At 46.3% G+C, this 19,794-nt stretch carries 12 protein-coding genes and 1 riboswitch; of the genes, 2 read left to right on the top strand and 10 right to left on the bottom strand.

Going from position 1 to position 19,794, the window contains the following annotated elements; genetic code table 11:
• Nucleotides 1-73: 73 nt before the first annotated feature.
• Together PAENI_RS07750 and PAENI_RS07745 are read right to left on the bottom strand one after the other, a co-directional pair.
• Nucleotides 74-1,699 (bottom strand): ABC-F family ATP-binding cassette domain-containing protein, encoded by a 1,626-nt coding sequence (locus PAENI_RS07750; RefSeq protein ID WP_042131056.1) that lies wholly within the window; start codon nucleotides 1,697-1,699, stop codon nucleotides 74-76.
• Nucleotides 1,700-1,854: 155 nt separating this feature from the next.
• Nucleotides 1,855-2,820: an MBL fold metallo-hydrolase gene (locus PAENI_RS07745; protein ID WP_149644883.1), complete on the bottom strand. Its 966-nt coding sequence runs from the start codon at nucleotides 2,818-2,820 to the stop codon at nucleotides 1,855-1,857.
• Between the two features lie 243 nt (nucleotides 2,821-3,063).
• Between PAENI_RS07745 and PAENI_RS07740 the strand changes: the two genes are divergently transcribed.
• Together PAENI_RS07740 and PAENI_RS07735 are read left to right on the top strand one after the other, a co-directional pair.
• Nucleotides 3,064-4,200, top strand: a complete 1,137-nt coding sequence (locus tag PAENI_RS07740; RefSeq protein WP_042191874.1) for a virulence factor — start codon at nucleotides 3,064-3,066, stop codon at nucleotides 4,198-4,200.
• A 103-nt stretch (nucleotides 4,201-4,303) separates the two neighbouring features.
• Nucleotides 4,304-4,509, top strand: a riboswitch (Lysine riboswitch).
• Nucleotides 4,510-4,710: 201 nt separating this feature from the next.
• Nucleotides 4,711-6,189 carry an amino acid permease gene (locus PAENI_RS07735; RefSeq protein WP_042131059.1) on the top strand — a complete coding sequence of 493 codons (1,479 nt, stop codon included), beginning with the start codon at nucleotides 4,711-4,713 and terminating at the stop codon, nucleotides 6,187-6,189.
• A gap of 78 nt (nucleotides 6,190-6,267) precedes the next feature.
• On the opposite strand, the gene PAENI_RS07730 is transcribed toward PAENI_RS07735, so the two are convergent.
• The 8 genes from PAENI_RS07730 to xylB all read right to left on the bottom strand — a co-directional run bounded on the left by PAENI_RS07730 (nucleotide 6,268) and on the right by xylB (nucleotide 19,632).
• Nucleotides 6,268-7,407 (bottom strand): transglutaminase domain-containing protein, encoded by a 1,140-nt coding sequence (locus PAENI_RS07730; protein WP_149644882.1) that lies wholly within the window; start codon nucleotides 7,405-7,407, stop codon nucleotides 6,268-6,270.
• A 140-nt stretch (nucleotides 7,408-7,547) separates the two neighbouring features.
• Entirely contained in the window at nucleotides 7,548-9,920 is a 2,373-nt protein-coding gene (locus PAENI_RS07725) for a glycoside hydrolase family 95 protein (RefSeq protein WP_149644881.1), read from the bottom strand.
• Between the two features lie 115 nt (nucleotides 9,921-10,035).
• Entirely contained in the window at nucleotides 10,036-11,793 is a 1,758-nt protein-coding gene (locus PAENI_RS07720) for an ABC transporter substrate-binding protein (protein WP_076285489.1), read from the bottom strand.
• A 146-nt stretch (nucleotides 11,794-11,939) separates the two neighbouring features.
• On the bottom strand, nucleotides 11,940-12,845 hold the full coding sequence (locus tag PAENI_RS07715; protein WP_042191881.1) for a carbohydrate ABC transporter permease: 906 nt from the start codon (nucleotides 12,843-12,845) through the stop codon (nucleotides 11,940-11,942).
• Between the two features lie 65 nt (nucleotides 12,846-12,910).
• Nucleotides 12,911-13,846, bottom strand: coding sequence for an ABC transporter permease (locus PAENI_RS07710; RefSeq protein WP_256716397.1), 936 nt, complete (start codon nucleotides 13,844-13,846; stop codon nucleotides 12,911-12,913).
• A 746-nt stretch (nucleotides 13,847-14,592) separates the two neighbouring features.
• Nucleotides 14,593-16,134 carry a response regulator transcription factor gene (locus PAENI_RS07705; protein WP_149644880.1) on the bottom strand — a complete coding sequence of 514 codons (1,542 nt, stop codon included), beginning with the start codon at nucleotides 16,132-16,134 and terminating at the stop codon, nucleotides 14,593-14,595.
• Nucleotides 16,131-17,918: a sensor histidine kinase gene (locus PAENI_RS07700; RefSeq protein WP_076285491.1), complete on the bottom strand. Its 1,788-nt coding sequence runs from the start codon at nucleotides 17,916-17,918 to the stop codon at nucleotides 16,131-16,133. Before PAENI_RS07700 ends, PAENI_RS07705 begins: the two co-directional genes overlap by 4 nt.
• Nucleotides 17,919-18,135: 217 nt before the next feature.
• A complete protein-coding gene (xylB, locus tag PAENI_RS07695; RefSeq protein WP_076285492.1) occupies nucleotides 18,136-19,632 on the bottom strand; it encodes a xylulokinase in 1,497 nt (498 codons plus the stop codon).
• Nucleotides 19,633-19,794: the final 162 nt, after the last annotated feature.

Genomic DNA, 19,794 nt, shown 5'->3' with positions numbered 1-19,794 from the left:
GACAGCTACCCTAATCCTATCAGGATTAGAGTAGCTGATTAACGGGTTCCTTCCGCATAACGGAAAGTAAATATTATACTTCTACAGGATACATGCGTTGGCGCATTTCCTTAATTTCAGGATTTTCTAAATACTCATCGTAAGTCATCGTGCGATCAATTACACCTGTAGGTGTGATCTCGATGATACGGTTAGCAATCGTTTGGATGAACTGATGGTCATGGGAAGTAAAGAGAATAGTCCCGTCGAAATCGATCAGTCCGTTATTCAGTGCCGTAATGGATTCCAGATCCAAGTGATTGGTAGGTTCATCGAATACAAGTACGTTCGCACCGTTCAGCATCATCTTCGCCAACATACAGCGAACCTTCTCGCCCCCGGACAATACACTTGCTTTCTTCAGTGCTTCTTCTCCGGCGAACAGCATCCGTCCAAGGAATCCACGCAGGAACGTCTCATCCTGATCTTTAGAATACTGACGCAGCCATTCTACGAGATTCAAGTCCACGCCATCGAAATAGCTGGAGTTGTCTTTTGGGAAATAAGCTTGAGTTGTAGTGACGCCCCACGCATATTCACCCGCATCCGCTTCCTGCTCACCCATGATCACATCAAATAGAAGTGATTTAGGCTGGGAGTAAGGACCCACGAAAGCAATCTTATCACCTTTGTTAACTACAAAGCTGATTTCATCAAGAACCTTCTCACCTTCAACCGATTTGGTCAATCCGCTGATCGTCAGAAGCTGCTTACCTGCTTCACGTTCAGGTTTGAAGTTGAGGAACGGATATTTACGGTTAGATGGACGAATGTCATCCAACGTAATTTTCTCGAGTTGTTTCTTACGAGAAGTCGCCTGTTTAGACTTGGAAGCATTGGCCGAGAAACGCTGAATAAAGGCTTGCAGTTCCTTGATCTTATCTTCCTTCTTCTTGTTCGAATCACGCTGTAAAGCTTGAGCAAGCTGACTGGACTCGTACCAGAAGTCGTAGTTACCAACGTACATCTGGATTTTGCCAAAATCAATATCCGCAATATGCGTACATACTTTGTTCAGGAAGTGACGGTCATGGGATACGACGATAACAGTACCTTCATAATCCATGAGGAAGTTCTCTAACCAGCCAATCGATTCTAGATCCAAGTGGTTGGTAGGCTCATCGAGCAGGAGGTTGTTTGGACGGCCAAACAAGGCTTGTGCCAAGAGTACCCGTACCTTCTCATTGCCGCTCAGTTCGGCCATTTTCTTATCATGCAGTTCACGCATAATGCCAAGACCGATCAGCATAGCCGCCGCATCCGGCTCTGCATCCCAGCCATTAAGTTCTGCAAATTCGCCTTCAAGCTCACCGGCACGTAGACCATCTGCTTCCGTAAAATCAGACTTCGCATAAAGCGCGTCCTTTTCTTTCATGATTTCATAAAGACGAGTGTGACCCATAATTACTGTTTCAAGTACTGGGAATTCATCGTACTCGAAATGATTCTGCTTCAGAACTGCAAGGCGTTCACCTGGTGTTATATGAACATCACCCGTGTTCGCTTCAATCTCCCCAGACAGAATTTTCAGAAAGGTTGATTTACCAGCACCATTGGCACCAATCAAACCATAGCAGTTACCAGGGGTGAATTTTATGTTTACATCTTCGAAGAGAGCGCGTTTTCCGTAGCGGAGTGTTACGCCGCTTGTGCTAATCATTACGCATTACCATCCTTTTCACTTTAGGGTTTCGGCTCATTATAGCATAAAATCAGTGCAAAAATCCCGTGAAATAGGCATTTAAGCTGATCTCACTCCTACGAAACTTTTCCAACTGTTTTACGGCGACAACTTTTAAGGAGGAATTTTTTCAATTATTCCCCAGATGTGCGATTCTCCTTTTGTACGACCAGTGTTTCTCCATAACCGAGTGTACGAATTCTTTCCTCCGAAATCGCGTGTTTAACTCGGGCGTTCTCCATGCGATCCAGTGCTTCCCGGGCGGTATCATCAGCAAGTCTGAAGGTACCGTAATGCATCGGAATCATGGTCTCCGCCCCTACATCTAGGAAAGCTTGAATGGCTTCCTCAGGATTTACATGCTGAGAGGTCATGAACCATTCCGGTTCATAGGCCCCAATCGGCATAAGTGCGATATCGATCTTATAACGACTTCCGATCTCCTTAAAGCCAGGAAAATAACCGCTGTCCCCAGCGAAATAAAGATTCGGAGAAGACTTCTGATTTCCGGAATCAGCGGGCTCCAAGATGTACCCACCCCAATGAGAAGTATTCGTATCCCATGGCGTTCTCCGCGTCCAGTGCTGGGTAGGCACAAAACTAAGCTTGATCTTACCTAGCTTAATCTCCTGCCACCATTCCATTTCCACACAGTTGTGGAACCCTTTGCGAAGCATTTTTCGCTTCAGACCAACAGGAACAACAAGCGTTGTCCCTGCCCGATATAATTTGCGGATAGAGGCGATATGCAAATGGTCATAATGAGAGTGCGAAATCAGAATCAGGTCAATCGGTGGCACTTCGCTAAGTGGAATCCCAGGTTGTCCCAGTCTTTTCTCAAAGCCCAGCCTTCTCGCCCAGATGGGATCTGTAATGATATTCATCCCTTCATATTGAAGGAAAAATGTTGAATGCCCAATCCACGTAATGGTAGACTCCAATCGATTCTCAGACAGATAAGATAATCTGGGCGGCCTATTCGGTACAACATATGAATAGTCCTTCTTCTTGCGACGACGCTCCTCACGCCACTGGCGAAATTCCTTTAATGATTTATCGGTACTTACATTATCGACGTTATGGTAACGAGTTTTAGGCATACAACACCTCTTCTACAGAAGTTTACCGAGCAATCCTAGCTTTAGCGAATATACTACAACTATATTGAACAGCAGCGTATTTTGCAAAATATACAAATAGCATGATAAAGGTTCGCCCTTTTATTCATCACAATTGCAGACTTTAGCGAAATAATAGAAGAGTTCTTTTGGTTTCACGCCAGAAATGAGATAATATGTGTATAAAGTATGGCGGTGCATATACCGTTCAAGGGGGAGCTACGTATGAAGATTACTTTTATTGAACCGACTCCAAGTCCAAATACGATGAAGCTACATTTGGACGAAAGTTTAGAACCCGGAATTCGCAGAACCTATACTCCAGAAAGTGAGCGTTCCGCACCTGCTTGGGCACGTGAAATGTTAACGATACCGGGCGTTATTAGCATTTATCATGCTGCTGACTTTGCAGCACTTGAGCGCAAAGGCAATGCCGATTGGGCAGCCATTCTAAGAGAAGTTCAAAGCCGCTTCGCTAACAGCGAAGGTGTAACTGGAGATTGGAGCCTAGCTGACGAGAATGCCGGTGCTCATTTTGGGGAAGCGCAGGTCTTCGTCCAATTATTCCGCGGAATTCCGATGCAAATCCGCGTCAAAACGGGCGCGAATGAAGAGCGCATATCCTTAGCTAACCGCTTTACTAAAGCGGTTATGGATGTGGCTAGCGCCGTGATGATTAAAGAGCGCAAGCTCACCGATTACGGCGTGCGTTACGGCGAGCCCGCGGACATTGCGCGCGAGGTCGAGCAAGAGATCGAGGCAGCGTATCCGCAGGAACGCCTCGACTCCCTCGTGCAGCAAGCCATTGCGCACGGAGCCGAAGGTGAGTTCGTCGAGCAGAGACGAACTCGCACACAGGATGAGCTGCTGCGAGACCTGAAGCATGAGGATTGGCGCGTGCGCTACGCCGCGCTAGAGGATCTTACGCCGACGGCGGAGCTCCTGCCGGAGCTTAAGGCGGCGCTACACGATCCCAAGCTGCATATTCGCAGGCTTGCGGTCGTATATCTAGGCGACCTTCGCACGCCTGAGGCGATGGAGCTGCTCTATGAGGCGATGGCTGACAGCGCCCCAGCCGTAAGACGTACGGCTGGCGATACGCTATCCGACATCGGCGATCCTGCCGCCACGCCAGTGATGACGGCGGCGCTAACAGATAAGAGCAAGCTTGTCCGCTGGCGCGCAGCTCGTTTTCTTTATGAAGTTGGCACATCCGAAGCTCAAGATGCGCTCACACTTGCAGCGGATGATCCAGAGTTCGAGGTTGGCCTTCAGGCCAAGATGGCTTTGGAGCGTATCGCCTCAGGTGAAGCCGCAGCAGGCACCGTATGGCAGCAGATGTCAGAACGCCGTCGTAATTAACACGGAAGTACCTGATTTTGTCATTGCTTTGAGAAGTAAACTTGCTTTATACTAATTCCTGTTGTTTATAAATGAATGAAGTAAAGATAGCCTCGTCATACTAAGATGAGGTAGAGGTCGCGGATATAAAGAGTACGCGTGTGGAGACGTTAGAGCCGTCTATGAATCACGCCGAAAGGAATATCCGCCGAAGCTTGCGCTGTAGCTCTTACAGCGGTGCAGGCTGGGGCCGTTGCCGAAAGGCACGGAACTGTCACATTGTACAGCCTGCGTAAGTAGCAGACTGCAGTGTGTTGCGCTATCTTCACAGGGAGTATGATGCGGAGCTGTATAGATGGAAGCCGCAGACATAGTTTGCGGCTTCTTTGCGTTTACAGAATTTGTATGTTTCGTACAGTCTTCCATAACCTTCTGGAAATCACGAAGTATACCTCCCGCCTTGCGGGAGTCAGCAGCTCAGCACTCCCCGTTCATGAACAGTAAGATTAGATCATAAGGAGTGTCATATTCATGCAGGGCAATCAGCAAAACCCAGCGCAAGGCAACATAAATCAGCCTGCGCTAAAAAAATCGTTCAAAGCAAGACATTTGACCATGATCGCACTTGGCGGATCTATTGGTACGGGTCTGTTTCTAGCCAGTGGCGGAGCGATCGCTTCAGCAGGACCTGGTGGAGCGCTTCTAGCTTACACGGCAGTGGGTGTAATGGTTTATTTTCTCATGACTAGTCTTGGGGAGCTCGCCACCTATTTACCGGACTCCGGGTCCTTCAGTACCTACGGCACTCGTTTCGTCAGCCCCGCCTTTGGCTTCGCCATCGGCTGGAACTTCTGGTATAACTGGGCGGTTACGATTGCAGCAGAGCTATCAGCGGCTACCGTCATCATTAAATATTGGTTCCCGGACAGCCCTTCCTTTCTCTGGAGTCTGGTGTTCCTACTGCTGATGTTCGGCCTAAACTTCCTATCTGCTCGTGGCTACGGGGAATCAGAATATTGGTTTGCCATTATCAAAATCATTACCGTTATCGCCTTCCTCGTTGTCGGTGTCCTCATGATATTCGGCATTATGGGTGGAGAAGCCGTAGGCTTCAGTAACTTCCAAATCGGGGGCAGCTCCTTCCACGGTGGCTTCTTCGCCTTCGTCGGAGTCTTTATGGCAGCCGGATTCTCCTTCCAGGGTACCGAGCTAATCGGCGTTGCTGCTGGTGAGAGCGAGAACCCACGCCGCAACGTCCCAATTGCGATCCGCCAAGTATTCTGGCGTATATTAATCTTTTATATCCTTGCTATATTTGTAATCGGAATGTTGATTCCTTATACGAATCCAGATCTTCTGCGCGGTGGCATCGATGATATCGGAGTCAGTCCGTTTACGATCGTGTTCAATAAAGCCGGGCTTGCAATTGCTGCATCCGTAATGAATGCCGTCATTCTCAGCTCTGTACTGTCGGCAGGGAACTCTGGAATGTATGCTTCCACCCGTGTCCTGTATGCAATGGCTAAGGATGGCATGGCTCCGCGCGCACTGGGTAAGCTCAATCGCCGTGGTGTCCCTGTTGGCGCTTTGCTAGTAACTACGGCTGTCGGAATGCTCGCCTTTCTCGCTTCATTCTTTGGTGACGGTGCCGTATATAACTGGCTACTGAACGCTTCTGGTATGTGCGGATTTATTAACTGGTTGGGTATCGCGGTCTGCCATTACCGTTTCAGACGTGCTTTTATAGCACAAGGGCATTCGCTAGATGAACTACCTTACCGAGCTAGATGGTTTCCATTCGGACCTATCTTTGCCTTAGGACTTTGTATTGTAGCTATCCTCGGTCAGAATATGGGTGCCTTCTCAGGTGGAAATATCGACTGGTATGGTATCGCCGTTTCCTATATCAGCTTGCCGCTGTTTGTCTTGATCTGGGTCGGCTATCGCTGGTTCCGGAAGAGTAATATTATTCCTTTGGATAAATGCGACCTAAGTACTCACCCAGAATAAAATAGACCCGGTAAAAAAACAAAAAAGGGACGTCCCGTAGCCATTTAGGCTTATGGGATGTCCTTTTTGGTTATCCTTCTATTCCCAGGTCACAAACACTTTGAGATCGCCTGTATTGTCAAAAGCAGAACTGGAGTAAGATACATCCTCTAGACCAAGCTTATATAGCTCCTGCAGGTCATTCTTAAGCTTGGTCCCACTCCCTTGATAACGGAATAATATAGACACCTCACCGGAGGCAATTGCCTTATTCGCTAGCCGAGTCAGATCTCCTACCGAACGTACAATTAGCTCCTCGGCATATAGCTCATAATTGAGATCCTTCTGAAGCTGTTTATAGACAGCCGCATTCTGTCCTCCACGCTCCACAAGCGCAGACAAGGTCTTATGATAACCTACAGAAGCTGCCGGATAAGACTTCGTCCAGCTATGGTCCTGACGCATCTGCGCATCCGTTCTCAAGTAGTATGCTGTGCTAACCACACCTGCTTTATCAGGTGTCGGGTCATCCCAAGTCGTGTCGAGATGATACCACCGTCCATCTAACAGCACAAGATTCCAGGCATGCAACTGGCTACGTCCTCCAGGCTGTTTGGCTGTACCCTCAACGATTTTATTCGTGAATCCAGCCTCCTTTAACAGCTTATAGGTCAACAGCGAATACCCTTGGCAAACGGCGCTGCCACTCTTCAATCCTTCATAAGCCGTATATTTACGATACGAAGTGTCATACTTCAGATGAAGCACAACCCAATCGTGGATAGCCTTCACCTTCTGATGATTGTTCATGCCCGGCGTTATGATCTTCTTCAGCGCAGCCTTCACTTCTTTGTTTACAAAAGCCGTCTGCTCCAGCGTCTCCAAATATTTCACTTCCACCGTAACTTTTACAGAGCTTGCGCTTCCTCGATAAGTATATCCGTAGCTGTCTATAATGTAATACAAATAAGGGTCACTAGCCATCGCTTGATCCAGAGCGGCTTGTATTTTCGTTTTCAAATTTGAAGCTTTGCTCTCATAAGTAAAAGTAATGGTCTCCCTGCGGTTGTTCATTGCACCCGTTAGCTTCTGCGCCACTTCATTTACAGAACGAAGGGTGGATGAACTCGAAGCCGCATAAGCATGACCCCAGCCCCAATAAATCATCGGTGGAATAGCAGCGAATATAATCACTCCTCCCAGAATGATCTTTACTAATGTGAAGCGTTTTTTCCACATATATATTTCGTTCCTCCGGCTCCATAGACTTATCATAAACCCTACCATTTAATAGATAATGAGCGCTTAGGCAAAAAAAGACTGCTCCCTGTAGAAATAATTCTACTCTGAGAACAGTCTATATGCTAGACCGATGTGTTTTATTCGCTTAGTGGTGTAATGATATAGGTCTCTCCGATTACAGTTTCAAATTCCATCTCTATCCCTATTCGTGAACCATCTGGTCTTTGAATGAGTAAAGGTTCGCGACTAACAATTCTACATAGCTGTCCATGAGTCGAGGTCAGTTCCGCCTTCGTTAAGCGTCCCTCACGCCATTCTATATTTGTGATAAAGCCGCCTCGGGCTACCAAGCCTTTCACACTGCCTTCAGACCATTCTTCTGGAAGAGCGGGTAATAATTCAAGCCCTTCCTGATGACTCTGCAAGAGCATTTCAGCAACTCCGGCCGTAGTTCCGAAGTTACCGTCAATCTGAAATGGAGGATGATTACCGAATAAATTCGGCAGACTTGAATCTTGCAAAATACGACGTAAACAGCTATACGCACTCTCTCCATCCTTCAAACGTGCATATAGATTAAGTAGCCAGGCTGCACTCCAGCCCGTGTGTCCACCCCCGCCTTCCAAGCGCTTCTTAAGCGATAACACTGCCGCCTCTGCTAGCTCTGGTGTGGAGGAAGGACTAATTACATTCCCGGGATATAAATCATACAAATGAGAGACATGGCGGTGCCCAGGCTCTTGTTCAGCAAAATCCTCATTCCATTCACGAATACGTCCGTCCGGTGCAATCCCAGGATGAGCGAGTCGTTCCTGTTTCTGGCGTAGCTCCTGCCTCAGCTGGGCATCGGTATTCAAAATCTCAGCAGCCTGAATGCAATGCTTGAATAGCTCAGCGATCAGCGATAAATCCATAGCTGAGCCAGCTGAAACACTGCATGGCGTGCCATCAGCAGTCAAGAATACATTCTCCGGTGAGGTAGACAGACTCGTTGTCCATCTTCCATCAGGCAGCTCTACCAGCCAATCCAGACAAAATAACGCAGCTCCCTTTAACAAAGGATAAGCTGTGTTTCGCAAATATTCCTCATCTGGACGGAAAGCGTAACGCTCCCACAATTGGCGAGAGAGCCAAACTCCTCCCATTGGCCAAAATGCCCACATCGCCTTGCCGTCTGACGGAGACGTCATACGCCACAAATCTGTATTATGATGCACCGTCCAGCCACGTGCGCCATAATGAATATTTGCTGTACGGCTGCCAGCCATACTAAGCTCCGTAATAAAATCGATTAGAGGTTCATGGCATTCACCCAACCCGCATAACTCGGCTGGCCAATAATTCATTTCAGTGTTTATATTAGTCGTATAATTGCTGTTCCATGGCGGCTGAAGATAGGGATTCCAGATCCCTTGCAAATTCAGAGCTTGCGTCCCCGGTCGTGAGCCAGCAATCATCAGGTAGCGGCCATACTGGAACAGCAGCGCTTCTAGCGCAGAATCTGCCTGCCCCTCCTGATACCGTACTAGTCGCTCATCCGTGGGAATCTCTATCCGGGAGGACGAAGGTGCAAGCGTCAACTCCACGCGGCGGAACAAGGACTGATGATCCTCTAGATGGCGCTGCTTCAGCTCTGCATATCCATTAGAGGACAAAGCCAATTGCTCTAGGCACAACTCCGAAGGTAGCTTACCGCCGCTTCCTGGCATCCGGTCATACCCGACAAAATCGGTTGCGGCAGCTAGGCGGATCGTAATGGAGCGCGCACCTGAAACCGACAACATGCCGTTCTCAGCATTACATTTGCCGCCATCTGTACGGATCTCCATTGCAGCGGCAAAACTTATGCCAAGCCCCTCTTCGTATAATACGGCACACGGATGATCTCCTACATAATTATCAGCCACATGCGATGGAGCACGACCGGTCATCATCAGCGCGCCATCCGAAGTGATCTCTAGTCGGAAAGGATGCGGCGAAGTCAGAGCCACTGAGAAATCCGGCAAAATACCCAGCCCCTCTTTCCCCTCTGCACGGATATGAATGACTATAAGTTCATCTGGTCTGCTGGCCAAAACTTCGCGCACAATCCTTACATCCCCAGCAGTATAGGATACCGTAGCAAGCGCTTGATCCAAATCAAGCTCCCTCTGATAATCCTCTACTGGACCACCAAGATTGAACTTCATTCGCAAGTCTCCGAGCGGTTGATAGGATTCAGTCCGTCTGCCTAACATCTTGGCATCCACTAGCGCTTCCGCTTCCTTGTATTTCCCCTCTGCCACTAATTGTTTGGCCGGAGCCAAATGACGCAGCGCCTCATAATTAGCTGTATCCCGCGGAAAGCCCGACCACAAGGTGTCTTCATTTAGTTGAATTAGTTCTTCTTCCGTTCCGCCAAAGATCATGCCGCCCAAACGGCCGTTACCCACGGGCAGTGCCTCTTCCCATACAGCTGCCGGCTGCTTATACCAGAGCTTATGCCGCCCAGTGTTCTTACTTTCTTCCACATATATTCCTCCTATCCTGTAATTACAGATGAAAACAAATCGGCGGGAAGCCCGGACTTTCGTTCGGACTTCCCGCCATCTTCATGCTTTTATTTTATTAACCTTAATTCAATAATTACTCATTCCAAAGTTTCACGCGTTGTTTAACCAGCTCTTCACGTAAATCTTCAGCTTTTGTTACACCAGCTTTATCGAGTTCAGCCATGTAAGCATCCCAAACTTTGTCGAAATCAGCTGGTTTGGACAAGATGGCTTCAGGAATCCGTTTCCAACTGATATCCTTCAGCTTGTTGTCGAGAACGACAATTTCGCTATCCCCAGGAATCGTGATGTTCCATGCCGCGCCCCAAGGTTTAACTTTGAATTCATCTTCATTTGGGAAGAGGTCTTTCCAAGTTGTTGCTTTATAAGCAGCAAGTGTTTCTTTTTCAACTGCATTGTAGCCTACTGTTACTTGCTCAGGGAAACGAGTTGTATAGTAGTTTCCAGTTGGATCCAATACGCCGTCACCATAGTGAGCGCTAAGCAGAGCGTAGTTTGATCCGACATTGCCAAGTCCTGTTTCTTTTTGGAAATTGGTAGTGTCATTATATTTACGGTTGTTCACATCTTCAGGAATGACGCGTTTGCCGTCAACTACGTTGTAATGCTTGCCTTCGATACCCCAGTTAACCAATACTTGACCTTCATCGGAAGCTAAGTAGTCCAAGAATTTAATTGCACGTACCGGATCTTTAGCATCTACGCTGATCCCAATGCCGTTACCACCCATAAAGCCTGTAGGCCAGAAGGAAGTTTCTTTGTACTCTTCAGACAGGGTTACTGGATAGTGTCCGTATCCTTGATCAAGCTTACCTTCAGCTTTCAATGCTCTTTCTCCATCGCCATAACCCCAGTCTTGGTCGATCAAACCAATAACACGACCGGTAGCGATTTTAGCTTTGTACTGATCATACTTTTGAACGAAGCTTTCCGGGTCAAGCAATCCGATATCGTTCATATGGTTGAGCCAGCGGAAATATTCTTTCTCAGCAGGACGACGGAAGTGATAAGTTACTTCTTGTGTGTCGATATCGATTGCATATTCACCATCATCAGGAGAGCCTGTAGTAGTGAATGCTGGGTTAGTTACTGTAATGTACATGTACCAATCATCTGCATTTAGGGTCAGACCGATGTTTTTGTTACCATTTTCATCGGTTGGATGTTTTTCCAGGTAAGCCTTGATTACGTTCTCATAATCTTGGACAGTTTTAATTGCAGGATATCCCGCTTCTTTAACAGCACGGTGCTGTAGTTCAAATCCGCCGCCAGCATCAAAGTATTTGTTATCCACACCTGCATACGTAGGGATAGCATAGATCGCGTGGTCATCGTCACTATAGCGTGAGCGTTTCATGCCTTCTTCGCCTAATACTTTTTTGATGTTCGGAGCATATTTTTCAATCAGATCTGTCAGATCAAGCATTGCGCCTGCATCCACCAGCTTGCTTACGTCGGTCTTGGCACTGATTAGATCCGGATAATCACCGCTCGCTGCGATCAACGCTACTTTCTGAGCAGGGTCACCAACCGCGTATTCAGCATTCAAGGTAACTCCCGTTTTTTCCGTAATCACTTTACCTACTTCATCTTGCATGCCTGTCCAGTTCGGGTTAGGGTCAGCACTGAAGAAAGTCATCGTGAGCGGAGAAGTATCCTCAACCGCATTGGCCGAATTAGCCGCATTCCCCTTATTTGTTGCATTTCCAGCTGCATCTCCAGCTGCATTATTGCCGTTGTTTCCACCACAACCTGCGAGCATGCCGAGCATCATAATAGAAGTAAGTGTAAGTGCAGTTGCTTTAGCTTTTATTTTTCTATTATTCCCCATTACATAAACCCTCCTTAAAATTGTTTATCTATCGTATCACAGATAAATCCTGTTAATACTTATCCCAAAACTTCCCACAAGAAAAGAAAACGGATACAAAACACTCTTAAGGCTTAGGGGAGACTATGCTCCCCTGTTAGCTGTAATTAGCTCTTCACAGCGCCAAGTGTCATACCTTGAACAAAATATTTCTGAATGAACGGATACACCAACAAAATTGGCACGGTTACGACAATCGTAATCGCCATCTTGATAGACTCTGGCGAGACCTGATTCGAAGCTAGAGAAGCAATGTTGGAGCGATAATCGCCACCATTACCACTGGTTGTACTCTGCAGAACCTTCATCAGTTCATATTGCAATGTCGTCAGATGAGGGCTTGAACCATTATACAAATACGTATCAAACCATGCATTCCATTGACCTACCGCTAGGAACAGTGCGATTGTTGCTAGGGCCGGCTTCATCAGCGGCAGGATGACACGCCAGTAAATGGTAAAATCATTCGCTCCATCCAGCTTCGCCGATTCCTGCAGTGCATACGGCAGGCCGTCAATAAAGGAGCGGATAACGAAGACATTAAAAGCACTAACCAATCCAGGCAATACGTAGACTGCAAAGCTGTTCATCATGTGCAGATCCTTGATCAGCATGTATATTGGAATCATTCCTCCAGAGATATACATGGTCATCGCCAAGAATGTGGAGACGAACTTGCGGCCTGCAAAGTCAGGACGACTGATCGTAAATGCTAGCATCGAGGCACTGATCAGACCGAACAAAGTACCGACGACTGTCCGCAAAGCGGATATTTTAAACCCGGTGATCAGCCCTGCGAAACTGAAGATTTTTAAGTAATTGTCCCAGGTAAATTCCCGAGGATAAATGGTGATGCCGCCGCGCACACTATCCACTGAATCATTCAGCGAGATAGCAAGCACATTCAGAAACGGATAGATCGTGATTACAACCACGAACAGTATTACAAAGTACACTATGAAGTCAAAGATCCGGTCTGACCACGACTTTCCGGTGATAGCTGTGTTTCCCACTGTAACGCTCTCCTTTCATGAAAAGGGCAATATTGCTGCCACGATTGTTAGAAGAGCCCTCTGTGTTACAGAAGGCTCTCTTTAGTTGTACGTTTGAAGATTCCATTAATCGTAAACAGCAGGATTACACTGATCACTGAGTTGAATATATTGATCGCGGTACCGTAGGAATATCTCGCCATGCCAAGTCCATATTTCAGAGAATACAGATCCAGCACTTGAGAATAGTCGGTAACGAGGTTGTTTCCAAGCAAGAATTGCTTCTCAAAGCCGATATTCAGCAAATTACCAATCGACATAATGAGTAGCACTGTAATGGTCGGCCGGATACCTGGAAGGGTAATATGCCATACCTGGCGGAGCCTGCTGGCACCGTCTACTCGGGCCGCTTCGTACAGTTCAGGTCCAATACCCGAGATGGCCGCAAGGTAGATAATCGCATTCCATCCGGTTTCTTTCCACACATCTGATAAAGTAACGATTCCCCAGAAGAGATGGCCCTGAGCCATGAACTGGATAGGCGAGTCTATAAATCCAATTGTTAACAAGAGATCGTTTACAAGACCATTTTCGCTAGATAACATTTTAGTTACAATTCCCGCTGCAACCACCCATGATACAAAGTGAGGCAAATACGAGACGGTCTGAGCAAAACGTTTAAAAAATCCAAGACGCAATTCATTGAGCAATATTGCAAACGTTATCGGAAAGATAAAGCCTGCGACCAAGCCCATTCCGCTCATCGCCAGCGTGTTACGTAGTGCCAGTAGGAATTGCGAATCGCTAAACAGTGTCTTAAAATGTTCGAAGCCTACCCATTCTTGTTCAAAAAAGCCACGTGCGGGCTTGTACTTTTGAAAAGCCATCGTCCAGCCCCATAATGGGAGATAACTGAAGACGAATGCCCAGATTACAAAAGGTATCGACATCATCCACAAATACTTTTGATTCTTAAAGCTTCTCCAAAACCGTCCTCCTGAAGCAGGCTTTTTGTTGCGCATTCGGGTGTCCGGCGGGATTTGAGCAGTTACTGTGTCCGCTTTCATAAAGCCCCTCCTCTCTATGCCTTAATTCTAAAACTTTGTAAGCGATTGCAGTACCCTATAAATTCGACTTAAAATCAGGTGAAAATTAGAGATTTTTGTCCGGGGTGAATTCTCATTTCGCTCCTCGACACAGGGGGGCTAATGCTGCTGGCGTCTGCATTATTCTTTTGATACGGTTCATAAAACTATCTGCTGCATGTTAGTCGCTACCGCGGAACATTTAGACTTTCGATCGCTTGCTTCTTCGAATCTTTCAACTAGGCTTCTGGTAACCAGCCACTACGAGGAATTTTTGGACTTCCGATCGCTGTTATCCTCAGATTTCCTGGTTTGAACCGCTTCTCGCGGTAGAAATCCGAGGATAAAGGCGAACGCTCCGCTTCTACAGTTCCAAATATTCCTCTTCGTTCTTCTACCAGTCGCCAATCTAAAATTAGAAGCTTTCAACGCTTCTACAGTTTCAAAAATTCCTCTTAACTCCTTTCCCAGCAGATTTTATTGAACCGAAAATCAAAAGAAACTGCATTAACCCTTCACCCGCATAAGCTTAAGCAGGTGTCTATTTAACTGCATTAATACTTCACCACGTACAATTGGTGGGAGTAGGGAAAACAAAAAAAAGACCCGTGGACTGAAGTTCAGAAAACCACCTGAACTCAGCCACGGGGTATAACAGACAAGACAAGAATACCACACCATCCTTAGATGCTTTTTCGATAAGAAGTTGGTGAGATTCCTACATATTTACGGAACTTAGCGTTGAAATAATCGGGGTTCATATACCCTACCTTCTCGGCCACCTCGTATACTTTCATCCCTTGCGTCAGAAATTCCTTAGCCTTCTCAATCCGCACTTTATCCACGTACGTATTGAAGTATTCTCCTGTGGTGTTCTTGAACATTTTACCGAGGTAAGCGCTGTTGTAGCAGAATAACTCGGATAAGGTCTCCAGCTTTAGGTTCTCATTGTAGCGACGGTTGATTATTTCTGTAATTTTCTTAATTTCATTTCCACGACCACTGGTCATCTGACCCGCAATTTCTTCGAGAAATGAGACAGCCTGATCCTGCAAATCAGACAAATAATAACTTTGATAAAGCTCCCCTATCGGAGGGGAATGCTCAGCTGCATAGGTGCGAATTTCCGGATACGTAGGCTCCAGACGGGCCAGGACAGTACTAAGGAGTCTCACAAAGGTCTCTTTAATTCGCAATTCATCACTGCCCGCAGATATAAGTTCAGCACAGATGGTTTGCACTATCGGTCGGATCGCGCTCAGACTTCCGGTTTCTACTGCAAGCAGCAGACGACTCTCCGTCTCCTGATCCTCTTCAGTCTTCTCCTTCATCTCCATCAGAAATCCTGAAGGATCTGTACTGATGATGATCCCCTTCTTGAAGAAGAAGGAACGTCTTAACAGTTCACGTGCTGAATTAAACGATTCTCCCACTATTTCAGGTCGAGGTACTACTCCCCCCGCTACTGCAATGAAGTCGTAACCCTTTTGTTCTATCACTGCAGATAATCCCTTATATAATTCTTCCCGCTTGCTCGCACTCTGGTCCGGATCCTTCATGAGAATGCCCAAATACTGTGACAATGTAAAGAATGATGCACTAGGATGATTACTAAAATGCTGTTCCATTACAGTTTTGATTGCCCGGAGATCCTCATCATTTGCACCAGCTGTTTTTCTTAATTCAATGAGAATGACTTCATAATTCCCCTGATCGAGTCCTAGCGCATCCACATGTCTGCTAAGGTCCTCCTCCAGTTCTTCCTCTGAAGTTGGCTGCAGAAGCGCTCGGAGTAAAGTTTCCCTATTGCGAGCGGGCTCCTCCTCATTCCAGTCACTGAACCGTTGCTCCTGCTCGATCGTTTCATGTAGCTGTTCCAGACATACGATCATCTCATCCTCATCCACTGGCTTCAGCAAATAGCCGTCGATCCGATATCCAATCGCCCGCTTAGCATATTCAAAATCAGCATGTCCACTTAAGATGAGCACATGACTTTCCGAGCCTTCTTTACGAAGCTCACTAATCATTTCCAGACCATCCATTCCAGGCATACGAATATCAGCAACGATCAGCTCCGGGTAGAAGGTATGATACTTTTCAAGTGCTTGCAAGCCATTAGCTGCTGTAGCTACCACCGTATAACCGAGCTTCTCCCATGGGATCAGACTTCGAAGTCCTTCCCGTAGCTTCGGCTCATCATCGACAATCATCACTTTTATCATAGATTGTTGTCCTCCATTGGTATGCAGAAGAAAATAACCGTTCCTACATTAGGTCTACTTTCAATCGTTAGCCCATATTCTGCGCCGTAGGATAGTTTTAGCCGGTCATGTACATTACGAAGTCCAATTCGCTCACCTTCACGCTCTTCCTTACGCTCAAGCGTGTTCAGTAATTCCTCCAGCTGAATTGGAGATATTCCTACTCCGTTATCTGTAATCGTAAATTTAGCATGGTCCCCAACTTGTACAACTTCCACCGTCACAAATGCACCTTCCATCTTATTATCCAGTCCGTGGATTACTGCGTTCTCAACAAGTGGCTGAATAAGAAGCGGGGGCATATAAAGAGATTCAACGGCAGGGTCTACAGTAAATTGATATTTCAACCTCTCCTCATAACGGAATTGCTGAATATCCAAGTAACAACGTACCACTTCTAATTCCTGACTAAGCAAAATTTTACTTCGGCCTACCTCGAGGTTACTGCGCATCATTTTACCTAGAAGACGTACCACACGGGCAATTTCCACTTGCCCCTTCATGTGAGCTTCCATCCGAATCGCTTCTAGTGCATTGAATAAGAAATGCGGGTTAATCTGGCTGGCCAGCATTTTGAATCGTATATCATTTTGTTTCTGTTCCAGCAGACTATTCTGAGCGTTGGATTCCTGTACCTCATACATCAAATCATTAATACTGCGTACCATGGAATTGAATTGACGAGCTAACAGGGCGATTTCATCCTTGCCATCAATTTTTAATGTCGTATCAAAATCCCCAGTACTGACTCGGTTAATATGTCTGCTTAAATGCAGCAATCGTCGCGAAAACAACGAGGAGAAGCTATATATAATTAAAAAGGCCAATAGAACACTTATCGCAACCACAGTAATCGAAAGCTTAATCACTTGATTAGGTTCTTTAACTATACTTTCAATCGAAAAAACAGATATAATTCGTAGTGCATTTCGGCTGGCTTGTGGTTTAAGCTCCTCGATCACAATTTTGGAAGCTTCGCCATCTACTACTGCTTCATAGCTTCCACTTCCCTGACCCAAGAGCTTCGTGTCAAAAGAAACATCCACCAGCTTTTTACCTGTCCGATCTTTCCGGTTCGCTGCAATGATATTGTCTTGATCATCGACGATCATGGTATCAAAAGATTCCTGGCTTAGAATGGATGCAAGCTGCTGACTGTTCACATTAATAACGAGTACACCGATCTTACTGGAGCCCTCCAGCTCGATTTTGCGGACAAGACTTAAATAATTCCGCTTATCACGCTCATCTTCGATATATTCCCAACCGACAAGACTATCGTACCGCTGTGCTCTCTGATACCACTGGCTCTCCTTAATCTCAGGTGAAGGATTGATCAGCTCCCAGTTGTTAAGCAGCGTAGCGTTGTCAGTGTATAGGCGAATGTTGGATATATCTTTATACAACCTTAGATACTCACGCATATCTGAATAATCGCGGTAAGCTTCCACCACATCATAAGTGCTAACATACTGACGTATGGCAAGTCTCTTCAACCGTGCATCATTGCTCAAGCGATATGCGATATCTTGAGATACACCGATGACTTCTTCTGTTCTTTTCTTTACCCGATCTACGTTAATTGAAGCTTGTTCCAGTGCGCTCTGAAACGCCATGGTTCTCATCTCAAACGTAAGATAACCGCCTACCAGTAATACCGGAAGTAACGTGGTGAGTAAAAAAGCAAGCAACAGCTTATTGCGGATTTTGATGTCATTCAACAGCTTAACAATCCATTGGAACATGGCCTTCCGCCCCCCGAAACCTTCACTATCTCATGCAGAGTTTAACGCTGCCCTGGAGATACCCCATACTTTACAGAAGAAAAATAGGAACGGCAACAACTACGAATACAGCCTATCCTCAGATCAATAAACGAGATGGTCATAAAAAGGTCCTTCGCCATATGCGAAAGACCTTTTTTATCAGACATATCAAGCATAAACCTTTCGGCGTCCTTAATTATTGGCGGTACGCTGCCAGCTTGTTATTCAGTTCACGGGTCTGACCGTAGACTTCCTGATAGAGGTTAAATAAACCGTCATAGATCGCCGCTTGCTTCGGATCTGGTTTATACACATCCGCAGGACGGATGAAAGCTTCTGCACATGCACTAAGAGAAGTGAACCAGCCGCTACCGTAAGCTGCCAACATCGCTGCTCCCATAGCCGGACCCTGCTCACTTTCAAGCTTCACGATGGATGCATTGAAAATATCTGCTTGCATCTGGAGCCATGCCTCATTTTTAGCCCCGCCACCGATCGCAATGATTTCTGTAATCTCTTTGCCTGAATCACGTACAATCTCAATAGATTCACGTAGCGAAAAGGTGATGCCTTCTAATACAGAACGTGTAAAATGAGTCAACGTATGCCCTGAATCCATACCAATAAAGCTTCCGCGAATATTCGCATCTGGATGAGGTGTACGTTCCCCTACGATATAAGGTGTAAAGAGCAGTCCGCCGCTACCCGCTGGAATGGAAGCTACTCCACTTAGCAATTCATCAAAGCTTTTGTCTGCCGCAAAGGTTTCTTTGAACCATGTAAGGCTATGACCAGCCGCTAGAGTAACGCCCATGATATAGTAGGCATCTTTTTCACCATGGTTGAAGAAATGGACTTTGCCTTCGAGATTCAAGTCTTTGTTGCTCTCATAGGAAAGAACTACACCAGATGTACCAATACTGCACATCGTCCGACCTTCACCAAGGACACCTGCTCCAAGTGCTCCACATGCATTATCCGCACCACCAGCAAATACCTTTGTTGATGATAAAAGACCTGATGCTTCCGCAATATCCGGCAATAACGTTCCTGTCTGTTCAAAGGACTCTACCAGTCTAGGACAAAGGGAAAGCGGCAGTTCAAAAGCTTCAGCAATTTCAGCACTCCACGTTTTAGAACCTACATCTAATAGAAGCGTTCCTGCAGCATCGGAATAATCCATCGCATAATCACCGGTCAACCGGAGACGCACATAGTCTTTTGGCAACAGGAACTGATACGCTTGTGATAATACCTCAGGTTCATTCTCTTGTACCCATAGAATTTTAGGAAGTGTGAAGCCTTCCAGTGCACGGTTTCTAGCAACCTCAATAAGCTTTGCTCCGAGCGTCTTCTCTATTCTTCTGCACTGTGCAGTAGTACGAGTATCATTCCAAAGAATAGCCGGACGAAGCACTTGCCCTTCCTTATCCACTAGTACCAATCCGTGCATTTGCCCGGAGAAGCTAAGACCATCAACTTGTGATGGGTCTATGCCCGATACTTCAATCAGACGACGAAGACTGACCAGCGTGCCTTTTACCCAGTCCTCAGGATTTTGTTCGCTCCAATTCGGCTGCGGTCTGCTTAGCGGGTAGGACTCGGAATGCTCAAAAGCCACCTTGCCCTGTGGGTCCACTAGAACAGTCTTCACTGCGCTAGTGCCCAAATCTACACCTATAACGTATTTCATTTTTGACCTCCTAAAAGTTTTATGGAGCTTAGCTACTTGATTCTCTTCGCAATAAAACTTACTTCGTAAGCATACTGCTTAGTTTTATGAGCATAGGCTTCATTGAATTACTTCGAGTAAAACTTACTTCGTAAGCATCCACTTAGTTTTATGAGCGCTTAC

Source organism: Paenibacillus sp. B2(2019) (genome assembly GCF_008370385.1).
Lineage (GTDB): Bacteria > Bacillota > Bacilli > Paenibacillales > Paenibacillaceae > Paenibacillus_AQ.
The sequence above is the reverse complement of the archived record's forward strand: the minus strand, read 5'-3'. Positions and strand labels throughout refer to the sequence as shown.